The sequence below is a fragment of the Oscillospiraceae bacterium genome (assembly GCA_022483045.1).
Lineage (GTDB): Bacteria > Bacillota > Clostridia > Oscillospirales > Acutalibacteraceae > Caproicibacterium.
The window spans coordinates 883742-906425 of sequence record JAKVOA010000001.1; the positions used below are offsets into that span (position 1 = coordinate 883742).

Annotated in this window: 18 protein-coding genes; 12 read left to right on the plus strand and 6 right to left on the minus strand. The window is 47.6% G+C overall.

All coding sequences use genetic code 11. The features are described from left to right. Nucleotides 1–127 precede the first annotated feature (127 nt). On the plus strand, nucleotides 128–2401 hold the full coding sequence (gene metE, locus LKE53_04250; GenBank protein ID MCH3971970.1) for a 5-methyltetrahydropteroyltriglutamate--homocysteine S-methyltransferase: 2274 nt from the start codon (nucleotides 128–130) through the stop codon (nucleotides 2399–2401). Beyond that, nucleotides 2388–3248, plus strand: coding sequence for a methylenetetrahydrofolate reductase [NAD(P)H] (gene metF, locus LKE53_04255; GenBank protein MCH3971971.1), 861 nt, complete (start codon nucleotides 2388–2390; stop codon nucleotides 3246–3248). Before metE ends, metF begins: the two co-directional genes overlap by 14 nt. 106 nt (nucleotides 3249–3354) lie before the next feature. On the opposite strand, the gene LKE53_04260 is transcribed toward metF, so the two are convergent. The 6 genes from LKE53_04260 to sigK all read right to left on the minus strand — a co-directional run bounded on the left by LKE53_04260 (nucleotide 3355) and on the right by sigK (nucleotide 8845). Next, nucleotides 3355–4401: a glycoside hydrolase family 5 protein gene (locus LKE53_04260; protein ID MCH3971972.1), complete on the minus strand. Its 1047-nt coding sequence runs from the start codon at nucleotides 4399–4401 to the stop codon at nucleotides 3355–3357. Between the two features lie 220 nt (nucleotides 4402–4621). Next, entirely contained in the window at nucleotides 4622–4996 is a 375-nt protein-coding gene (locus LKE53_04265; GenBank protein ID MCH3971973.1) for a metal-dependent transcriptional regulator, read from the minus strand. A gap of 102 nt (nucleotides 4997–5098) precedes the next feature. After that, the gene (locus LKE53_04270; protein MCH3971974.1) at nucleotides 5099–6448 is read right to left on the minus strand and encodes an MATE family efflux transporter; all 1350 of its coding nucleotides are present in this window, start codon (nucleotides 6446–6448) and stop codon (nucleotides 5099–5101) included. Nucleotides 6449–6622: 174 nt separating this feature from the next. Next, entirely contained in the window at nucleotides 6623–7369 is a 747-nt protein-coding gene (locus LKE53_04275) for a YebC/PmpR family DNA-binding transcriptional regulator (GenBank protein ID MCH3971975.1), read from the minus strand. Nucleotides 7370–7462: 93 nt separating this feature from the next. Beyond that, complete coding sequence (locus tag LKE53_04280) at nucleotides 7463–7978, minus strand: peptidylprolyl isomerase (protein ID MCH3971976.1); 516 nt, start codon at nucleotides 7976–7978, stop codon at nucleotides 7463–7465. Nucleotides 7979–8158: 180 nt separating this feature from the next. Continuing rightward, the gene (sigK, locus tag LKE53_04285) at nucleotides 8159–8845 is read right to left on the minus strand and encodes an RNA polymerase sporulation sigma factor SigK (GenBank protein MCH3971977.1); all 687 of its coding nucleotides are present in this window, start codon (nucleotides 8843–8845) and stop codon (nucleotides 8159–8161) included. 230 nt (nucleotides 8846–9075) lie between these two features. Between sigK and LKE53_04290 the strand changes: the two genes are divergently transcribed. The 10 genes from LKE53_04290 (at nucleotide 9076) to LKE53_04335 (ending at nucleotide 22610) form a co-directional block, all read left to right on the plus strand. After that, nucleotides 9076–10617 carry an SH3 domain-containing protein gene (locus LKE53_04290; protein ID MCH3971978.1) on the plus strand — a complete coding sequence of 514 codons (1542 nt, stop codon included), beginning with the start codon at nucleotides 9076–9078 and terminating at the stop codon, nucleotides 10615–10617. 115 nt (nucleotides 10618–10732) lie between these two features. Continuing rightward, the gene (locus LKE53_04295; protein ID MCH3971979.1) at nucleotides 10733–11698 is read left to right on the plus strand and encodes a bile acid:sodium symporter family protein; all 966 of its coding nucleotides are present in this window, start codon (nucleotides 10733–10735) and stop codon (nucleotides 11696–11698) included. Between the two features lie 161 nt (nucleotides 11699–11859). Continuing rightward, the gene (gene pyrH / locus LKE53_04300) at nucleotides 11860–12564 is read left to right on the plus strand and encodes a UMP kinase (protein MCH3971980.1); all 705 of its coding nucleotides are present in this window, start codon (nucleotides 11860–11862) and stop codon (nucleotides 12562–12564) included. Between the two features lie 32 nt (nucleotides 12565–12596). Next, the gene (gene frr, locus LKE53_04305; GenBank protein MCH3971981.1) at nucleotides 12597–13151 is read left to right on the plus strand and encodes a ribosome recycling factor; all 555 of its coding nucleotides are present in this window, start codon (nucleotides 12597–12599) and stop codon (nucleotides 13149–13151) included. A gap of 100 nt (nucleotides 13152–13251) precedes the next feature. After that, complete coding sequence (locus LKE53_04310; protein ID MCH3971982.1) at nucleotides 13252–13986, plus strand: isoprenyl transferase; 735 nt, start codon at nucleotides 13252–13254, stop codon at nucleotides 13984–13986. Between the two features lie 2 nt (nucleotides 13987–13988). Continuing rightward, the gene (locus LKE53_04315; GenBank protein MCH3971983.1) at nucleotides 13989–14831 is read left to right on the plus strand and encodes a phosphatidate cytidylyltransferase; all 843 of its coding nucleotides are present in this window, start codon (nucleotides 13989–13991) and stop codon (nucleotides 14829–14831) included. Between the two features lie 20 nt (nucleotides 14832–14851). Then, entirely contained in the window at nucleotides 14852–15994 is a 1143-nt protein-coding gene (locus LKE53_04320; protein ID MCH3971984.1) for a 1-deoxy-D-xylulose-5-phosphate reductoisomerase, read from the plus strand. Nucleotides 15995–16075: 81 nt separating this feature from the next. Then, the gene (locus tag LKE53_04325) at nucleotides 16076–17110 is read left to right on the plus strand and encodes a M50 family metallopeptidase (GenBank protein MCH3971985.1); all 1035 of its coding nucleotides are present in this window, start codon (nucleotides 16076–16078) and stop codon (nucleotides 17108–17110) included. 3 nt (nucleotides 17111–17113) lie between these two features. After that, on the plus strand, nucleotides 17114–18157 hold the full coding sequence (ispG, locus tag LKE53_04330) for a flavodoxin-dependent (E)-4-hydroxy-3-methylbut-2-enyl-diphosphate synthase (GenBank protein ID MCH3971986.1): 1044 nt from the start codon (nucleotides 17114–17116) through the stop codon (nucleotides 18155–18157). Between the two features lie 97 nt (nucleotides 18158–18254). Then, entirely contained in the window at nucleotides 18255–22610 is a 4356-nt protein-coding gene (locus LKE53_04335; GenBank protein ID MCH3971987.1) for a PolC-type DNA polymerase III, read from the plus strand. Nucleotides 22611–22684: the final 74 nt, after the last annotated feature.

The following is a 22684-nucleotide window of genomic DNA, read 5'->3' on the forward strand; positions in this document are numbered from 1 at the left end:
TTTGTATAGGCAGTTTGCTATAACTTTTTATTATAGCAAACTGCCTGTTTTTTGTATTTCACAGCTTTTGGTAATACTGCTATACTAAACTCACACTACAAACACAACAGCCACAAGGAGAAAAACTATGCTGACATCGATTATCGGCTACCCAAGGGTGGGAGCTTTCAGAGAACTAAAATTTGCTACAGAGAAATATTTTCGGAATGAAATTTCCGCTGAAGAATTGCAGGGGACAGCAAAGAATATCCGAAAAGAGCAATGGACTGTTCTAAAAAACAGCGGCCTGGATTTTGTCCCGTCGAATGACTTTTCGTTTTACGACAATCTGCTTGACACGGCTGTCTTATTCGGCATTGTGCCAAAGCGGTATCAAAACTTAAAACTGCCTGTACTTGACACCTATTTTGCCATGGCAAGAGGATATCAAGGCAAAAATGGTGACGTAAAAGCACTGGCAATGAAAAAATGGTTCAACACAAATTACCATTACATGGTGGCAGAAATAGAAGACGATACTAAGATAGAACTGATTGGCACAAAGCCTTTTGCCGAATACGAAGAGGCAAAAGCCTGCGGCATACAAACAAAGCCGGTTGTAATCGGTGCATTTACGCTGCTGAAGCTTCTACACTGCACTGGCAAAAAAGAAGCTGGTGACTTTGCGCAGGACTTCATCAGCGCTTACGCTTCATTTCTTTCTAAGTTTTCCGCCCTTGGCGCAGAGTGGGTGCAGTTTGACGAGCCGTATCTTGTACATGATTTAAGCAAAGAGGATATTGCATTGTTTCAAAAGCTCTATCAGGGGATCCTTGCCCAAAAGGGCAGCACCAAAACGATTTTGCAGACCTACTTTGGCGATGTCCGCGACGTTTACAGCACCCTGATGTCCCTCAATTTTGATGCTGTCGGCCTTGATTTTATCGAGGGCAAAGAAACAGCAAAGCTGATTCGGCAAAACGGTTTTCCGCAGGATAAACTCCTTTTTGCGGGTGTTGTAAATGGCAAAAATATCTGGAAAAACAACTACAAAAAGACGCTGTCGCTTTTGTCCGAATTGAAAGCGGCGAAAATTCATACGGTTATCAATACTTCCTGTTCACTTCTGCATGTGCCGTATACGCTGAAAAGTGAAACAAAGCTTGCCACAGAGTATACAAAACACTTCGCTTTTGCAGAAGAAAAGCTAGCCGAGCTTGCAGAACTCAAAGTGCTTGCACAGGAAGAGAACTATACCGGTGACAGAGTTTTTCTTGCGAATGCCGCACTTTTTGGCAGCCGAAAGGACTGCAGTGACCCCGCGGTCCAAAAAAGAATGTCCAAAATCAAAGAGAGCGATTTTACGCGGCTTCCTTCTTTTGTCGAAAGGGAAAAGATACAGAAAGAAGAGTTTGGTCTGCCGCTGTTTCCGACAACCACGATTGGTTCCTTTCCGCAGACTGCCGACGTAAAAGCAAATCGAACTGAACGGCGTAAAGGAAATATCAATGAAGAAGAATACGAGGCATTCAACCGCAAAAAGATTGCCGTGTGCATTGCTTTTCAGGAAAGCATTGGTTTAGACGTGCTGGTCCACGGAGAATATGAGCGCAATGATATGGTCGAGTATTTTGGGGAACAGCTGAAAGGCTATCTCTTTACCGAAAAGGCGTGGGTGCAATCCTACGGGACCCGCTGTGTTAAACCGCCGATTATCTGGGGCGATGTTTCCCGCACAAAGCCAATGACCGTGAAGTGGTCTGTGTATGCACAGAGCCTTACGAAAAAGCCTGTGAAAGGGATGCTGACAGGGCCTGTCACGATTCTGAATTGGTCTTTTCCTCGTGAAGATATTTCGCTGAAAGACAGTGCCTGCCAGATTGCCCTTGCTATTCGTGATGAAGTGCTGGACTTAGAGAAAAGCGGCATTACAATCATACAAATTGATGAAGCTGCTCTGCGTGAGAAACTGCCACTGCGCAAGTCCGATTGGTACAGCGAATATCTGGATTGGGCAATTCCTGCATTTCGCCTTGTTCACAGCGGTGTAAAAGCGGAAACGCAAATTCACACGCACATGTGTTACAGTGAATTTACAGATATTATCCCGGCAATCGACAATATGGATGCAGATGTCATCACTTTTGAGGCCTCGCGCTCAGATTTGCAGATTCTCGATTCCTTAAAAGAAAATCACTTTCAGACTGAAGTCGGACCCGGTGTATACGATATTCATTCTCCGCGGGTACCTTCTGTGCAGGAAATTAAAAATGCGCTCGAAAAAATGCTGAAAAAAATCGAACCCGAAAAACTGTGGGTAAACCCTGACTGCGGGCTGAAAACGAGAGGAGTAGCCGAAACCTCAAAAAGTTTGAAAAATCTGGTTGAGGCGGCACGCAAACTGAGAAATGAAAACAGCTGAGTTATTCCAAAAAAAAACGGTCCTTTCTTATGAAGTCTTTCCGCCAAAGCGCACTGCACCAATCAGTACACTGGAAAGTACGCTGAATGTACTGAAAGACCTGCATCCTGATTTTATCAGCGTCACTTACGGTGCCAGCGGCGGTCAAAACAACGGTGAAACTTTTCGCATTGCTTCGGTTATCAAGAAAAAATACGGAATTGAGAGTGCTGCACATCTCACCTGCATCGGTCTGACAAAAGCAGACGTCGATAAAAAACTTGCTGAGCTGAAAGAGGGGGGAATTGAAAACATTCTCGCCCTGCGCGGGGATATTCCCCCATGCGGCTGTCCGTCCGGAGATTTTCAATATGCAAGTGACCTGATTTCCTATATCAAAAGCCACGGCAGTTTCAATATTCTTGCAGCCTGCTATCCAGAGGGGCATATTGAATCTCAAAGCAAAGTGGAAGATATCCGTCATTTGAAAGCTAAGATAGACGCCGGAGCTGACCAGTTGATTACACAGCTGTTCTTCGACAATCGTTATTTCTATTCTTTTTTAGAGCGCTGCCAGCTTGCAGGCATTTCCGTGCCGATTGAGGCAGGTATTATGCCAGTCATCAACAAGAAACAGATTGAGCGCATGACGTCGCTCTGCGGAGCGACAGTCCCCGATAAGTTTGCAACCATGATGGAAAAGTATGAAGATAATCCAATCGCTATGCGGGACGCGGGAATTGCTTATGCGGTTAATCAAATTGTCGACCTTATCGCACACGGTGTTGATGGCATTCACCTTTATACGATGAACAACCCGTATATCGCACGAAAAATTTACGAAGCCGTACAAAACATTATTGCTTAAAGGCACTTTATAAATCGATCTTAACACGAAAAAAGCCACCGGATTATTCCGATGGCTTTTTTGTACGAAGTGTTTTTAGACTGACCGTGTGGCTTTCTTTATGCAGTCAACTGTTTTGGAAAAGTGCCTGTAAAATCAATGGCCGTACGACTTCGCTGCCGGTATTCACTAGGCCAAAGTCCATTTCTTTATAGGACCAGTAGGCATGCCCAATTTTTAAAGAGTCCAGAGTATTTCGCACATCTGTTACCCAGGCTGCTGCATCTTTTTCCGGTGCACCGATAATTGCGCCAAACTCGCCGCAGTAAAGTTCCCGCCCGGTATAGCGGACAAAATTTGCCGCATTGGCAAGATATCTCTGCATCAGAGGCCGGTCATTTTCGTCATCCCAAACGGTACGGTAAAATTTATCAACATACTGCCGGTGCGCAGCGAGGTAAGCGGGGAATCCGGCTATTTTCCCCGGGTAATGCACAGTAGTATTAAAGTCACGCAGGTCTTGGCTGAAATGCGCTTTTTGGTGTGTAAATGTCATGGGGTCATAAAAATGAAAATTGTACACAACATTTGGGTCATCAAACAAATGAAGCTGATTCAGCGTAAAGACACTGTTGGCCTCGTTGCTGCCCACCAAAATGGTACGGCTGCTGTCAATTCCACGAATTGTTTGAATCGCGTCTGCACAAAGATTATTCCACAGGTAGCCGCTTGCGTCTGAAATTTCATTGAGCAGTTCAAATGTAAGCTGCTTTCCAATGCCCCGGTAGCGAGCCGCCAAGGTTTTCCATATTTTTAAAAAGCGTGTACGTAGGACGGGGTCTGTGAAAAGGGGAACAATCTTTTCCATTTCTCCATAGACGTGTCCCTCTGCATGGTGCAGATCTAAAATCACATTTAGATGATACTTTTCACACCACTTCAGGCAGCGGTCGACATAGGCGATTCCGGCTTGGTTGAGGTCAAAAGGCTGCTGCGGGTTTTCCAGGACATCACAGTCAACCGGTAGACGCACATGGTCGGCACCCCATTGGGCAATTTGCTGAATATCTTTTTCCTGAACAAAAGACTGAAAATGCTCTTGGCGTGCCAGACTGAACTGTGACAGCCAGCCGCCCAGATTGACCCCGTTTTGGTACTGTGCAAAGAATGACATGAATCTGTTCCTCCCTTTGTATTCTCAAAGAATTATTTCGAGTATACAGCGGACATAAAAGGGATAAAACCTGCTGAATTAGAGTGAAAGTGCAATAGAAAATCGAAAAATGAATTCCTTCACTTCCTTTGTCTTTTTGGGAAAAAAGAACCGCGGAAGCAAAAAATGCTTTCGCGGTTGCAAATTTTACAGAAGCTGCCTTTGACAAGAACAACAAAGCTCAATCTTTCAAATGCTTTTTTGCGTGCTCCTGAATTTTCTCAAAGGTTGTTTCGCTTAAGTCATGTTCTACCCGGCAGGCATCGGCTGCGGCGGTTTCTTCGTCAACGCCAAGACTGACCAGCAGCTTCGTTAAAACCTTGTGACGGGTATATATACGCTGAGCAATCGCCAAACCGGATTCTGTCAAATTGATGTATCCCTCTGTATCCATTGTAATGTACCCGTTTTCACGCAGGTGCTTCATGGCAACGCTGATACTTGGTTTTGAGTAGCCGGTTTTGTTTACCACATCGATTGAGCGCACAAGTCCCTGCTTTTCTTTCAGCATAAGGATAGATTCCAGATAATCTTCTGCAGATTCATGTATTCTCATAAGTAACTGCCTCCATTTGTAAATGGTAACATAAAGGAAGTCATTTCGCAAGGAGATTTTTGTCAGCAAAAGTCTAAAATAGAGATTTGGCCGCTTTTTTCGTTACAGTTTCAATTCATTTTTAAAGAAATGGACCTGGAACGGCAAGGAAATAACAAATGTTAGAAAATCAGAAGCAGGCTGTGCCAAAGTAACACCGGTCAGACCCAAAAAGACCGGCAGCAACAAAATCAGCGGGATAAAAAAGATTCCCTGTCTGCAGCTTGCTAAAAAAGTGGCCGGGCGGCTGAAGCCCAGGCATTGATACAGCTGATTTACAAAAGTGGAGTAGGCCATAAACGGCATGACTGCACAGGCAAAGTACAGTGCTTGTGTACCAATGCGAATGACCGCCGGATCATCTTTTCGAAACCATGTGATGACCTGCGGCGCATACAACGCAAGCAGCAGCGCTGCGGCTGTGCATAAAACTGTACCAACTTTGCAGGAAAAAAGGAAAGCTTCCCGCACACGCTTTTTGTTTTTTGCACCATAGTTGTAGCCAGCCACCGGCTGAAAGCCCTGCCCGATGCCAATTACCAGGTTGCGTACAAACATATAGATTTTATTTAAAATGGTCACAGCGGCTACAGCGGCGTCACTGTAGGCGGCAGCCTGATTATTCATCAATGCAGAAGAAAGACTGCCCAGCATCTGCCGGCAGATAGTCGGCATTCCGGTTTTTAATATGACACCATAGTCTGACAAATATCTGCTTATCCACTGGGGCCCAAGTTTTACAATGCTCTTTTTGCGCAAAAAGATGCTCAGCAGAATCAAGAAACTTACAATTTGGCTTAAAACAGTGGCGACAGCGGCGCCATCGATGCCCATGTGCAGGGTAAAAATAAAGATAGGGTCTAGCAGCATATTTAAGATGCCGCCAGCGCACAGCCCCCACATGGCAAACATTGCTTCGCCTTCTGAGCGCAGAATGTTGTTGAGTACAAAAGAGGAACACATTATAGGTGCGCCGAGCAAAATGTATTTTCCATAGCCGCAGGCATAGGGGAGGATTGTCGCCGTTGCACCGAGCAAACGCATACCGCCCTGTATCGTTGGAAGACCGGCCAGCATTAAGACAAAGCCAAAAATAACGGCGGCAAAGAATGCACTGTTTCCATAGCGGCTGGCGGCAGCAACATCCTTTTCGCCAAGCTTTCGGCTGATTAAGCTGCTGGCACCCATACCAAGGCCAAAGCCGACCGCCTGTATAATTGACATCAGCGAAAAAACAACCCCAACTGCCGCTGAGGCACTGGTACCTATTTGAGAAACAAAGTAGGTGTCTGCCGTGTTGTAAACCGTTGTAATCAGCTGACTGATGCAGGTGGGGACAGCCAGTGACGTGATGAGCTTTGGCATGGGCGTTTCCAGCATTCGTCTGTACTGTTTATCATTATTAAGAGTCATGAAACATCCACCAGTAATTTTTGAGATTTTTGTATGCGGAAGCACATTTTAAGAAAAGGGAAAGACTGCTGATTATAGCAAAAGCAAAAACCGCCTATCTTGTCAAAAAGCCATTTGAACTGTACTTTTCATACAGTTCAAATGGCTTTTAAATCAGAAAATAGAGAGAAACGATTATTCGTCGGTATCTTCTACATCAGACATATCCCAGTTGTGCCATACATTTTGCACATCGTCCAAGTCTTCCAGGGCGTCCAGCAGCTTCTGCATACTGGCCTGCTTTTTTTCCGGCACCTTTACGTAAGTAGAGGGGACCATTTGAATTTCAGCGGTTTCAAATTCATAGCCCTTGTCGGTCAAGTCGCTCAGGACTCCGGAAAAGTCCTCAGGCTCTGTGAAAATTTCAAAAATATCTTCGTCTGCCTGCAGGTCGGCAGCGCCGGCCTCCAGAGCATCTTCCATAACCTTTTCTTCTTCATGTCCTTCGCGCTCAATGATTAAAACGCCTTTTTGGTTAAATATAAAGGACACACAGCCGGTTGTACCAAGATTGCCGCCAAATTTATCAAAATCATGGCGAACGTCCGCCGCGGTGCGGTTGCGGTTGTCAGACAAAGCCTCTACAATGACGGCAACGCCGCAGGGACCATAACCTTCATATACAATATTTTCGTATTTGGTGTCGTCGCCGTCACCGGCAGCACGCTTGATGATACGGTCAATATTGTCATTAGGCACATTGGCAGCTTTTGCTTTTGCAATGCAGTCCTTTAGTTTTGAGTTGCTGTCAGGGTCGGGTCCGCCGCCCTCTTTTACAGCGACAGCCAGCTCACGACCGATTTTTGTAAAAACTTTTGCTTTTGCGCCATCGGTTTTTTCCTTTTTCCGTTTGATGTTATTCCATTTTGAATGGCCAGACATATTTTCTATTTCCTCCTGACAAAAAAACTAAATTCAGTATACCATAAACTGCTGAATGGAGCAAGACGAAGTAAGTGGGCAGGGGGGCGCTCCTTATAATTTTACCGGTGCGGGGTAGTCAGCACCAAATGTTTCAACAGTTACTTTTTGCATAATTTGGTCTTTCAGGGGGCGGTCATTGTAGTCGCGGCGTGCAGCGACAATCTTGTCGGCAACCTCCAAGCCCTCTGTCAGCTTGCCAAAGGCTGCGTATTGACCGTCCAGATGCGGTGCGTCCGCAACCATGACAAAGAACTGGCTTCCGGCAGAGTCCGGAATCATTGTGCGGGCCATGCTGAGCACACCGCGGGTGTGTTTTAGGTCGTTTTGAAAACCATTTTCAGCGAATTCGCCGCGAATGCTATACCCGGGGCCGCCCATGCCGGTTCCGCCTGGGTCGCCGCCCTGAATCATAAAGTCAGGAATGACTCGATGAAAAATAGTTCCGTCGTAAAAGCCTGAGCGAACCAAGTCGATGAAATTCCGCACAGTATTTGGGGAAGCTTGCGGGTAAAGCTCTGCTTTCATGGTCCCGGCAGTTGTTTCAAATGTAACCACAGGGTTTTGCATAAAGAAGATACCTCCATATTCTAATGAAAACTTTTGTAATTTCCCCTAAAAGTTTTCTATATTACTTGGACAGTATAACCCAAAACGACTGTAAGAGCAAGGGCTTTGCGGGGATTTTCACGGATTTGCGGCATAATACGCGGATTTGCTCGCCTTTCTTGGCCTTTTGCTGTATCTCTTTTATTTTTCAAATTGTCTGTGCAGGTTTTCCAGCGCTTTCTTTTCAATGCGGGAAACATAGCTGCGCGAAATGCCAAGCACCTGTGCTACCTCGCGCTGGGTACGCGGGCGGGTTCCGCTTAGGCCGTAGCGCAGACGGATAATCGTCTGTTCCCGCGGGGAAAGGCGGCTTATGTGGCGGTACAACTGTTCACATTTAATTTTATGGTCAAGGTTATCAAAAATGTTGTCATCGCCGGCTAAGACATCCATTAAGGTCAGCGCGGTGCCGTCTTTGCCGCTGTCGATCGGCTCATTCATAGAGATGTCCTGTGCGGATTTTTTTGTGCTGCGAAAGTACATTAAAATCTCGTTTTCAATACATCTGGCGGCATAACTGGAAAGGCGGATTCCTTTGCTTTGGTCAAAGGTGTTGACTGCTTTAATTAAGCCAATCGTTCCGATGGAAATGAGATCTTCCTGGTCGGCACTGTTTACAGAGCCGTATTTTTTTATGATATGGGCCACCAGCCGCAAATTGTGTGCAATTAGCTGATCCCGTGCATCGCTGTCGCCTGCGGCCAGCCGCTGCAGACATTCCCGCTCCTGTTCAGCAGAAAGGGCGCGCGGAAAAGATCCGGAACCAGTAACACGCAGAATAAATACCAGCAGTCCCGCTGCCATACCGGAAAGCAGTGCTTCAAACATGACTCGGCCTCCTTTGCCGCAGTGAATGCAGAACTTATAAATAAACTATGTTCTCATCAGACAAATTGTTGCAAGTCCGCACCATCTTTGAGCTGTAAATTTTTTAAAAATTGTATCGCATTTTTTTTAACCCTGTGTTATAATAAATTTAATACAATTTTGTAATGATTGTAACAAACAAAAAAATGAATGAAATAAACAAATATACATAGGAAATGAGGAACCTGTTCATGTATCGAAATCGTCCTATCGTCGGAAAATTTGCAGCAGTTGCCGCTGCAGCGGCTATTTTGGCCAGTAGCCTTTCTGTTTCGGCATTTGCTGCGCAGCCTTACGCTACTGCATCTTTACTGGCTCAAACTTCTGCCGCAGCTGCTATACTGCCTACAGAAAGCAGCGGTATTCTTACAGTGAATTACGGTGCTGCAGCCTCTACCGGTACCGTAAAAGTACAGAGCTCCCTCAACCTTCGCGCGGGGGCAGGAACCGCATACAGCGTGATTGGCCAGCTGACAAATGGCATGCAGGTAACTATTTTAAATAACTCAAATGGCTGGATGCAGGTGAAAACTTCTTCCGGTTTGACAGGCTACTGCAGCAGCAGTTACATAACAATGAATGCCACAGTTGTAGCAACCAAAACAGCCACCGTTAAGGTGAGCAGTGCACTGAATCTGCGCTCCGGTGCAAGCACCAGCAGCAGCGTTATCGGTCAGCTCTCAAACGGCCAGGTTGTTACCGTATTAAGCACCAGCAGCGGATGGTCTTATGTACAGACATCTTCTGGACAAAAAGGTTACTGTAATTCCACTTATCTACTGACGAACAGCACCTCTTCCGGGACAACTACCACGGCCAAAACAGCCACAGTTAAAGTGGATGATGCGCTGAACCTGCGCTCCGGGGCAAGCACCAGCAGCAGCGTTATCGGTCAGCTCTCAAACGGCCAGATTGTTACCGTACTGAGCACCAGCAATGGTTGGTCTTATGTACAGACATCTTCTGGACAAAAAGGTTACTGCAATTCCGCTTATCTGCTGACAAACAGTACCTCTTCGGGAACAACCACCACGACCACAACTAAAACAGCCATCGTTAAGGTGAGCAGTGCGCTGAACCTGCGTTCCAGCGCAAGCACCAGCAGCAGCGTTATCGGTCAGCTCTCAAACGGCCAGATTGTCACCGTACTGAGCACCAGCAATGGTTGGTCTTATGTACAGACATCTTCCGGACAAAAAGGCTACTGCAGTGCTTCCTATCTGGTTGTGACCAGCAGCACGCAGTCTGCTTCCAAACTGCTCGCCGGCTTGCCTGCCTATAAACAGAGTGATTCGGCATGGTCCGGTACAACACTTGGCTCCAGCGGAAAAACCATCGGCACTATCGGCTGCACCATTACAAGCCTTGCTATGTCAGAAAGCTACCGCACAAACAGCAGAGTTACCCCGAATGATATTGCAAGGGAATGCAGCTTTACAAGCGGCGGCGGCCTGTACTGGCCCTCCAATTATTATGAAATGGCAGGTTCCAATCTCACGGCGGTCTACCAGCAGCTGAAAGCAGGAAAGCCGGTCATTGTCGGCGGTTCCAGCTCCACCAGTTCCCACTGGGTCATTATAAAAGGCTATCAGAACGTTCCCGCAGATACAAACGGGAATCCTACATCTTTGGCAGCGTCCATGTTCTTAATCAATGATCCTGGGTATAACAACAGTACTTTAGCGGAATACTTTACACAATTTCCGTCCGGTCATGTTTTCCGCACATATTAATCATTGATGCCCGTTACAAAAGAAAGAGGGCAGTCTATAGAACGCCAGAGAGGGCTGTTGCAAACCGCAACAGCCCTTCTTTTTTGCAAAATTCAAAAGTTAGGGAGGCTGCAATTTGAAAACACTTACGAAAATCAACCGAACACTGAATAAATGTATGCCGATTATCACACCGTCTTGTTTGGTGTTTGGTGTTTTGTTCCCACAGATCACCAGCCATTTTCTTCCTTATGTTGTAGCACTCTTTGCGTTTATGACCTTTCAGGGCAGCCTCGGCTCTAGTTTTCATCAATTTGGCAAGGTCTTTCAAAACCCGCTGCCGCTGCTTGTCATTCTAGCAATGCTGCATCTGCTGATGCCCTGCCTTGCTCGAGTACTTGGCGGAGCTTTATTTGGCTTTGACTCTAATTTAGTAGCAGGTATTGTTCTGGAATATGTTATTCCGACCGGCATTGTCAGCTTTATGTGGGTAAGCATTTACGGTGGCAGCGGTGCGCTTACACTTTCAGTCATTTTGGTAGATACGCTGCTGGCACCGCTCTTGGTACCGCTCAGCTTAAAGCTGTTGCTGGGAACTTCTGTGCAGGTAGACGCAGTCGGCATGATGAAAGATATGGTCCTAATGGTTGCCATTCCCGCAGTGGCCGGCATGTTGGTGAATCAACTGTCGCATGGAAAAGCAAACGATACATTGAAGCCAGCTCTGGCGCCTTTGGGAAAGGTTGCTTTGATCCTGGTTGTTTCCGGCAACTCTAGCCGTGTGGCACCGTTTATCCGTCACCTGACCCCTGTATTGGTTGGCACAGCCGTGCTTATGCTGTGTCTTTCGGCTTCTGGATACTTGTGGGGCTGGTTTGCAGCAAAAGTACTGCATCAGCCAAAGCCAACATTGGTATCTATGACTTATAACAGCGGCATGAGAAATATCAGCGCAGGTGCTGTTTTGGCAGGTTCTTATTTCCCGCCTGAAGTCATGTTCCCGGTTATGATCAGCACTTTGTTCCAGCAAATCCTAGCAGCTATTTTTGGCGTGCTGCTGCAGAAGAGGGTCTGGAAAGGTTCTGTACCAGAGGAAGCGTAAAGTGAAACGCTTTGCAAGATTGTTCCTTTGTAAAGGGTCTGCCTTTCCGTCGGGTGCAGCAAAGCATTTGTACCGGGACTTGTAAAATGTTATGAAATATTGTAGAATAAACCTGTTCTGATATTGCATAAATTCTGATTGCATTTTAGGAGTGTTTTTTCATGCAGCCACAGTATAAACGTGTTCTTTTAAAACTGAGCGGCGAGTCCCTGGCCGGCAAAGAGGGACATGGAATTGATTTTGATACCGTTATCAATATTTGTCGCCCGATTAAGACCTGCTCCCTAATGGGGGTGCAAATCGGCATCGTTGTGGGCGGCGGAAACTTTTGGCGCGGCCGCTCCAGCGGAAAAATGGACCGCACGCGCGCTGACCATATGGGCATGCTCGCGACTGCGATCAACGCACTGGGCGTTGCAGATGCACTTGAGCAACTCGGGGTACAGGTTCGTGTACAGACAGCCATTACCATGCAGCAGGTTGCAGAACCCTATATCCGCAACCGCGCTGTCAGGCACCTTGAAAAAGGCCGTGTCGTTGTCTTTGGCTGCGGAACCGGCAACCCGTTTTTCTCCACCGATACAGCTGCTGCTCTGCGCGCCGCTGAAATTGAAGCAGATATCATCTTAAAAGCGACTATGGTAGACGGCGTTTATGATTCTGACCCCAAAGCCAACCCGAATGCTAAAAAATATGAAACGCTGTCCTTTACAGAAGTCTTGGACAAAAATCTGAAAGTAATGGACAGCACGGCTGCCTCTATGTGCCGCGACAACCAAATTCCAATTTGTGTTTTCAGTTTGGAACACCCCGAGAACATTGAGCGTGTAATCTGCGGCGAGCAGATTGGCACAATCGTTAAATAAATTTGATACGAAACAAAGGAGGATGTTGTTTTATGAAAGAAGTCATGCAGCAGACCGAAGACAAAATGAAAAAGACTGTTAGCTTTTTGAAAGAAGACTATGCAGAAATTCGTGCCGGCCGTGCAAATCCAAACGTGCTCAATAAAGTGACCGTCGATTATTACGGTGCACCGACCCCGATTAACCAGCTGGCAGCTGTCGCTGTTTCTGAAGCGCGCGTGCTCACTGTGCAGCCGTGGGATCCTTCTGTATGCAGAATGATTGAAAAAGCAATTCAAACTTCCGACATCGGCATCAATCCACAGTCTGATGGCAAAGTAATTCGTCTAGTCTTTCCGTCTTTAACAGAAGACCGCCGCAAAGAGCTGGCAAAGGATATTTCTAAGCGAGCAGAAGAGGGCAAGGTTGCTGTACGCTCCATTCGCCGTGACGCCATGGAGCACCTGAAAGGAATGAAGAAAAAAGGCGAACTCACTGAGGACGACCTGAAAATTGCCGAAAAGAAAACACAGGATTTGACCGACAAATACTGCAAACAGATCGGCGGACTTTGCGAAGACAAGAAAAAGAGTATTATGGAGTTGTAAAAAGCTTCTGTACGTTTTCTGCCTGTCAAGAGCGCCAATAAATTTTATTTGCTCCCTTTTCCGTACTGGCGGGGGAGCAAATACCATATAGAGGGTTCCTATGGAAAAAACAACTCAGAAAGTTACTCTGTCGCCGGAATTATTACCCAAACATTTGGGCATTATTATGGATGGAAACGGCCGCTGGGCCAAAAAGCGCGGGCTGCCACGCTCTGCTGGTCATAAAGTCGGCGCAGCTGTCTTTAAAAAGATTGCCCGCTACTGCAGCAGCATTGGTATTTCGTATCTCACCGTTTACGCGTTTTCCACAGAAAACTGGACCCGCCCGCCGGAGGAAGTCGGCGCGCTGATGGTTCTGTTTAAGCAGTATCTGCAGGAATCCCTGCGCGACTTTCGTAGCGATGACATTAAAGTGAATTTTATAGGAGATACAGCCCGCTTTGCGCCCTCTTTGCAAAAGCTGATTAAAGAGACCGCCGAGGTCTGCAAAGACAGGCAGGGCATGGTGCTGAATATTGCCATGAATTACGGCGGCCGTGCAGAATTAGTTCGTGCAGTTCGTGTGTTGGCGGCAAAGGCTGCTGCAGGCGAAATTGCACCAGAAAGCATTGATGAACAGTCTATTTCACAGGAATTGTATACCGCCGGTCAGCCGGACCCTGATCTTATCCTTCGCCCAAGCGGAGAGCACCGGCTTTCCAATTTCCTTTTGTGGCAGGCGGCTTATGCTGAATTTTTGTCCATGAACGTGCTGTGGCCTGATTTTACAACGGACGATTTAGACAATGCACTGAATGAGTATGCGCATCGCAACCGCCGTTTCGGAGGGATTTAAAGATGAAAGTACTGGATTCAATCAGAAAGAGGCTGATTTCAGCGCTTGCGATTCTTATCCTGTTGGCTGCAGTCGTTTTGTGCAACTCACGGTTTCCGCTTGCCCTCAATATCGTCATCGCCATTATCAGCATTATGGGTGTTTGGGAAATTTCCTCTGCGCTGCAAATGACGCGGCAGGTAGCGCTTGTGGTTCCCAGCATGCTCTTAGCAGCAGTGCTGCCGTTTACGGAAAATGGTTATCTGCGGTATTTGTGCTTTTTTATTTATACCATTGCACTTTTTGGCGCGATGATTCTTTACCATTCCGTTATCACGTTCCGCGAGGTTGCCATTATTTACAGCATGGCAATTCTTATACCGACTGCGCTGCAGACTTTGGTGCTGCTGCGCGATGCGGGTGGAAAGCATGGGATGTTTCATGTGATTGTTGCAATTTTCGCGGCGTGGGTCGCGGACGCGGGCGCCTATATTTTTGGCAGCTTGTTTGGTAAACACAAGATGTGTCCCAATATCAGCCCTAAAAAGACAGTAGAGGGCGCTGTCGGTGGTATTATTGCCGATATTGCCATTATGCTGCTCTTTGGCTTCATTTTTCAAAATCTGTACTGGTATGGTTCTGTGCATGTCAACTACTGGGTCCTTGCAGTAATCGGCTTAGTGGGTTCTTTGCTCTCCATGCTGGGCGATCTCAGCTTTTCTATCATCAAGCGCAGCTGCCATATCAAAGATTTCAGCGAGATTATTCCCGGACATGGCGGCATTTTAGACCGCTTTGACAGTGTCATTTTTGTTGCGCCGTTTGTTTATTTGTTTTTACAGGTATTCCCGATGGTATATCATTAAATACTTATATGGGGCATAAAATGAAAAAATGTATTTCTCTTTTGGGCTCTACCGGCTCTATCGGCACCCAAACGCTGCAGGTTGCACGCAGTCTGCGGCTGAATGTCTGTGCACTTGCCGCATATTCTAATATTGATTTGCTGGAAAAGCAGATACGTGAATTCCATCCGCAGCTGGCAGCCGTTTATCAGGAAAAGGCAGCGGCAGAATTAAAGCGCCGTGTAGCGGATACCGATACAACAATTCTTACCGGTCTTGACGGGCTGTGTGCTGCAGCCTGCATTCCGGCAGCAGATGTCGTTCTCAATGCAGTCGTTGGCATTGCCGGATTACAGCCTACCCTGGCAGCAATTTCAGCCGACAAAGATATTGCTTTAGCTAATAAAGAAACCCTGGTGGCGGGCGGCGCTCTGGTACAGGACGCTCTGCAAAAGCACAAAGGCACCCTGGTGCCGGTCGACAGCGAACACAGTGCTATTTTCCAGTGCCTGCAGGGAACTCCGCGGAAAGCTTTGAAAAAAATTCTGCTGACAGCATCCGGCGGACCTTTTTTCGGCAAAAAGCGGGAGGAACTTGCTTCTGTTACGCCGGAGCAGGCGCTGAAGCACCCTAATTGGAATATGGGCGCTAAGGTCACCATTGATTCTGCTACCCTGATGAACAAAGGACTGGAGGTCATGGAAGCCGGCTGGCTGTTCCATGTGCCTTGTGAGCAGATACAAGTAGTGGTACAGCGAGAAAGCATCATCCATTCCATGGTCGAGTTTGCCGACAACGCCATTATTGCGCAGCTCGGCACAGCAGATATGCGTCTACCAATTCAGTATGCGCTGACTTATCCGGACCGTGTGCCCGGTCCTGTGCAAGAACTTGACCTTGTCAAAGTGGGAAAACTCACTTTTTATGAGCCAGACCCCAAAACGTTTACCTGTTTTTCCGCCTGCATGGAAGCCATGAAACGTGGCGGTGCGGTACCGGCCGCAGCGAATGGCGCAAATGAAGCAGCTGTTTCGCTTTTCCTGCAAAAGAAGGTTTCTTTTCTGCAGATTGGCGATTTGGTAAACGCGGCTGTTCGCAGTCAGCCGGACGTTTCCGATTTATCATTGGAAGTCATAATGAAAGCAGATAAAAATGCGCGTGAATACGTGCTGTCACATGTGTAACAGGGAGGGATTCTCATCCGAGCGGCTGAGATTGTTTTACTGATTTTAATCGGCGTTCTGCTTTTTTGCCTAACCATTTTAATCCACGAAGCAGGGCATTTCTTCACGGCGAAAGCCTGTAAAATTCGTGTAGACGAATTTTCTATTGGAATGGGTCCACGCCTTGCGCATAAGCAGATAGGGGAAACAGACTACTCTCTGCGTGCTTTGCCAATTGGCGGTTTTTGTGCCATGCCCGGTGAAGACGGCCAAGATGAAGACGGTAATCCCTGTGTAGACCCGCGCGCTTTTTGTAACAAACCCAAATGGCAGCGCTTTTTGGTCCTCATCATGGGCGGAACAATGAATATTCTTTTAGGCTTAGTCCTGATGAGTATCCTTTTAGGGCAGGAGTCTGTCTTTGCCTCTGCTACAATCAGCAAATTTGACAGCCAGTCGGCACTGCAGAGCGCTGGGCTGCAAGTAGGCGACCGTTTTACCAGCATCAATGGTTATAAAATTCATACGTATAATGACCTAGCTTTTTCACTTGCACTGGCAAATCCAGATTCTGTAAATCTGCAGGTCAGCCGGGCAGGGAAGACGGTATCTCTGCAGAATGTAAAGCTCCATACCACAACAGCATCTAACGGCAAAAAAATGACACGACTGGATTTTTACGTGAGTCCTATCAAAAAAACACCGCTTACCCTGCTGCAGCATACTTTCACAGATACGGTTTCTGTAGTACGACAGGTCTGGGTCAGCCTTGCCGGGCTGGTGAGCGGTCGGTTTGGCCTGAATGATGTGACAGGGCCTGTCGGTTTGGTGCAGGTTATCAGCGAATCCGCCAACGCGGGTTTGCAAGAAAGCTTTGCTTCCGCTGTCAACAATATCGTTTATGTCATTATGGTCATTACGGTCAACTTGGGCATTGTCAATCTTCTGCCGATTCCCGCTCTGGACGGCGGAAAAATTTTGTTCTTACTGATTGAGGCAATCCGCCGCAAACCGCTGAATCCAAAATACGCGGCAGCAGTGGAGTCTGCTTTCTTTGGGCTGCTGCTGGTGTTTATGGCTGTTGTTGCCGTCAGTGATGTGCTGCGCATTGCGACCGGTCACGGACTGGGAGGTTAAAAAATGAGGAAAAGCAAGCAGGTTATGGTGGGGAACGTTGCAGTTGGCGGCGGTGCACCGATCACTGTGCAGTCTATGCTGAATATTCCCTCTACAGATATTCCCGACAGTGTGCAGCAGGCTGTAAAGTTGCAGCAGGCTGGCTGCCAAATTTTACGCGCGGCGATTCCAGACGAGGCGGCAGTCAAGCTGATTCCCGTCATCAAATCCACAGTATCCATTCCGCTTGTCGCGGATATCCACTTTGACTATCGCCTGGCTTTGGCCGCAGCAGATGCCGGCGTTGACGCAATCCGTATCAATCCGGGCAATATCGGCGGCGAAGAGCGCGTAAAAGCAGTTGTAGAAAAGTGCAGGGAGAAACATTTGCCGATTCGTATCGGGGTCAATTCCGGTTCTCTAGAAAAGGACCTGCTGCAAAAATATGGCGGCCCCACACCAGAGGCTTTGGTAGAGAGTGCACTGAAGCATGCCGCTCTGCTGGAAAAATTTGATTTTACGGATATTGTTATCTCCATTAAGTCCTCAGATGTTGATACCACCATTCGCGCCTATGAGCTTTGTGCTAAAAAGTGCCCGTACCCGCTGCATTTGGGTGTTACCGAAACTGGCACCGAGCGAATGGGCCTTATCAAATCGGCTATTGGCATCGGTTCACTGCTGCAGCAAGGCATTGGCGACACCATTCGGGTTTCGCTGACAGCAGACCCAGTGCGTGAAGTGTATGCCGGGCAGGATATTCTGCGTGCGCTGAAAATGGGCAGGCCCGGTCCCACACTGGTTTCCTGTCCAACCTGTGGGCGCACGCGCATTGATATTATAAAAATTGCGAATGAAGTGGAAGAACGGCTGCGCGGCTGCAGCAAGCCCATTACTGTGGCAGTCATGGGTTGTGCCGTAAATGGCCCTGGGGAAGCCCGGGAAGCTGACGTTGGCATAGCCGGCGGTGATGGCGTTGGTCTGCTCTTTAAAAAAGGAAAGATCGTTCGCCGCGTACCAGAAAGCGAGCTGGTACCGGCACTGATGGAAGAAATTGATCGATTATAGTTCTGCTTTTACTAAATACCCTGCCGGGATCTTTCTGTGCGGGGTATTCCTGTACTGGCAAATATGATCAACATTCATACAGGGAACTGAGGCATACATGAACACCTTTAAAAGCTTTTTTGGTACATATATCGACTGTTCCGGCCTGCCGGAAGATCTGCTTTCCGGCGAACTGCAGCAGATGCAGATCAATGCAAAAAAGAGGGCGATTTCTTCTGAAATCCTTTTACAGCGTCTAGTTCCACGTCAAACTCTTTACGGCGCGGAAAAGCGTATTGCCAGTTGCAAGCCGCTGCATCTGTCTTTGGCCCGCATTCTGCCGCGGTATGACGCGTCTTTATTTAATCTTTCCTATTACCCGGATATGGTCTTGGAGCTGAAGCGCCGTGAAGCAACCATTAATGGCACCTTGCAGGACTCGACAGCAGAACTCTGTGATGATACATTAAAAATCACATTAAAGCACGGCGGCTACAGCCGCCTGCTTTCTCACCATGCAGACCGTCTGCTTTCTCAGTTGATTCAAGAGGAATTTCATTGCAGCGTAAAGGTCCAGTTTACCGGCCTTTTAGAAGTGGACGGCGAAAGCAAACGCTATCAGGAAATGCAGGCACATCAGACCGAAAAAGTGCATCGGGAAGAGCTGGTTACACGGCAGGAAGACTATGACATTTCACAGGCGCACACAACTTCTCCCAGTGTCATTGAGGTCCGCGAAGGTGCCTCACTGCTTCCGACCATTTTGTTGGAAACCGCCCGCCCGCTTTATAAAACCCTGCCGAAAGCAAAGCCAGAACCTATCAGCGACTTAAACCCGGACATTGGTTCTGCAACAGTCTGGGGTGAGATCTTTTCCATGGAAACGCGCCTGACGCGTGATAAGCAACATAAAATCTTTACAATTTTCATTACGGATTATACCGGTTCTGTTACTCTGAAACTTTTTGAAACCGTGCAGGACAGCCGCACATTGGATACTCTGCACAACGGTATGAGCCTTTTGGTCCGCGGCGACTACGAATTTGATAAGTACAGCCGTGAATTTGTCATACGCCCGCGCGGCATGGGCACTGTACAGCAGGTAAAAGTAGAGGACAAGGCCCCCGCCAAACGGGTAGAGCTGCATTTGCATACTAACATGTCACAGATGGATGCAGTCAATTCTGCATCTGATTTGATTACGCGGGCTGCCGAATGGGGACACCCTGCTGTGGCAATCACTGACCATGGTGTTGCACAGGCCTTTCCAGAGGCCATGAATACAGCTGCCAGCCTAAAAAAGCAGGGCAAACCAATCAAGGTGATTTACGGAACAGAGGCTTACTTTGTCAATGACCTAGTTCCTGCAGTGACCGGCGAAAGCGACCGTTCCCTGGATGGAGAGTTTATTTCATTTGATATCGAAACGACTGGACTTTCTGCAAAAGAAGAGCGTATTACCGAAATTGGTGCCGTGCGTATCTGCGGCGGAGAAATCGTTGAAAATTTTGACACGTTTGTTGACCCCGAGCGCCCGATTCCGCAAAAAATCACGCAGCTGACCGGCATTACCGACAGCATGGTTGAGGGTGCTCCCAGTGAAGAAGAGGCCATTCAAAAGTTTTACGATTTTTGCGGAAAAGATGCTGTACTAGTGGCGCATAATGCGGATTTTGATACTTCCTTTATCCGTATTGCCGCACAGCGCCACAATATGGAGTTCCCGTATGTTTACATTGATTCTCTTCCAATGTGCCGGGCTATGTTGACAGATATAAAAAATTACAAGCTGGATACCGTAGCCAAGTACCTGAAACTCGGAAAATTCAATCACCACCGTGCCTGTGATGATGCGGCCATGCTGGGGCAGATTTTCATTGTTCTGCTGCAGCGCCTGAAAGAGGACGCAAAGGCAAAAACTGTGGCGGATATAAACAGTTCTTTGGCGGCTTACCACAATCAGGGCAGTGCGAAAAAGATTCGTTCTTATCACCAAATTATTTTGGTGCGCAATCAGACTGGTCTGAAAAATCTTTATAAACTGATTTCTATGGCGCACTTAAAGTATTTTTATCGCAATCCGCGTATTCCCAAAAGTGAGCTGATTCAATACCGCGAGGGCCTGCTTATCGGTAGTGCCTGCGAAGCAGGGGAACTTTACCGCGCTGTCTTTGCCGGTAAACCGTGGAACCAGCTTATGGAAATCGCCAGTTTTTACGATTACCTTGAAATACAGCCTGACGGCAACAATATGTTTATGGTGCGCAACGGTTCCCTTGCAAGCGCAGAGCAGCTGCACGATATCAACAAAACAATTATCCGGCTGGGCCGTGCCCTGCACAAGCCGGTTGTAGCTACCTGTGATGTGCATTTTTTGGACCCGAAAGACGGCTCTTACCGCAAAATCCTGCAAACAGCACAGGGCTTTAATCCCAACGAAGAGCAGGCGCCGCTTTATTTCCGCACAACGGCCGAAATGCTCAAAGAATTCGACTACTTAGGCAAAGACCTTGCTTACGAAGTCGTTGTTAAAAATACAAATTTAATTGCAGATATGTGTGAAGAAATCCGGCCAATTCCAAATGGTGTTTTCCCACCATTTATCGACGGCGCCGAAAAGCAGCTGAACGAAATCTGCTGGAAGCGTGCAAAACAGATTTACGGCGAGCCTTTGCCAGAAATCGTTAAAAAGCGGCTTGACCGAGAACTGGGTTCTATCAACAAACACGGGTTTTCTGTTTTGTATATGACAGCACAGAAACTGGTCGCAGACAGTGAAGACCACGGCTATTTAGTCGGTTCGCGTGGTTCCGTTGGTTCTTCGTTTGTCGCCAGTATGTCCGGTATTTCGGAAGTCAATCCGCTGGCGCCGCATTACATCTGTCCTTACTGCAAATACAGTGAATTTATTACAGATGGCAGCTATGGCTCTGGCTTCGACCTGCCACCAAAGACCTGCCCGGTCTGCGGCTCACCGCTGCGGCGGGACGGACACAACATTCCTTTTGAAACCTTTTTGGGCTTTGACGGCGACAAAACGCCGGATATTGATCTAAACTTTTCCGGTGAGTACCAAAGCGGCGCACATCGATATACAGAAACACTTTTCGGCAAAGGCCACGTATTTAAGGCAGGTACCATTGCTACCGTTGCGGACAAGACTGCTTACGGTTATGTAAAAAAATATCAGGAAACCAACAATGTAACCCTGCATGCTGCAGAAGAGCTGCGCTTGGCACAGGGTTGCACCGGCATTAAGCGCACTACCGGTCAGCACCCCGGCGGCATGGTCGTTGTACCGCGCGGATACGAAATTTACGACTTCTGCCCAGTACAGCACCCTGCCAATGACCAGAAAAATGATAATGTCACCACACACTTTGATTTCCATTCCATACATGATACGATTTGTAAACTGGACGAGCTCGGTCACGATGTGCCGACTATTTATCGGTATCTTGAGGAATACACTGGCATTCCGGTGATGTCAGTCTCTATGAGTGACCCCAAGGTCATGAGCCTGTTCCATTCACCAGAAGCATTAGGCGTTACGGCAGAGGATATCGACTGCCAGACAGGCACTTTTTCTATGCCAGAACTGGGTACACCTTTTGTGCGGCAGATGCTGATGGATTCTCAGCCGAAAACTTTTACCGACCTGCTGCAGATTTCTGGTCTGTCACACGGCACCGATGTTTGGCTGGGCAATGCGCAGGACCTGATTAAGGACGGCACCTGCACAATTTCAGAGGTTATTGGTACACGTGACTCCATTATGACTTACCTGCTGCAGAAAGGCCTTGAACCCAAAATGGCATTTAAAATTATGGAGATTACCCGTAAGGGCAAGGCTCCCAAGCTGCTGACAGAGGACCACATCAAGGCGATGAAAGAGCACAATGTTCCGCAGTGGTATATCAATTCCTGTTTCAAAATCAAGTACATGTTCCCAAAGGCGCACGCAGCAGCTTATATGATTTCAGCACTGCGGCTAGGCTGGTACAAAGTGCATAAACCGGTGGAGTACTACGCCGCTTACTTTACGGTGCGCGGAGAAGACTTCGATGGTGCCACGGTCGTAAAAGGCCGCGCCGCAGTACAGAAACGGATGCACGAAATTCAGCAGAAGGGAAAAGAAGCCAGTAAAAAGGAAGAAGACGCATTCGGTACATTGCAGATCGTCAACGAAATGCTTGCGCGCGGCATTGGTGTACTTCCGATTGATCTTTACAAATCAGATGCGCGCAAATACTTAGTCGAAGATGGCAAAGTCCGCCTGCCGTTTGCCTCCATCAGCGGTGTCGGCGAAGCCGCTGCCAATGCGCTGGCTGCCGCAAAAGACGGCGGCGTATATATTTCTGTAGACGACCTGCAGACACGCAGCAAGGTCAGTAAATCTGTGATTGAAAACCTGCGTGACGCCGGTGCACTAGACGGTCTGCCGCAGAGCAGCCAAATGACTTTATTTGCATAAATAAAAAAGACTGTTGACAGCGATAATTTATCATGCTATTATATTAGCACACTAAAGTAAAGACGTAAGGATTG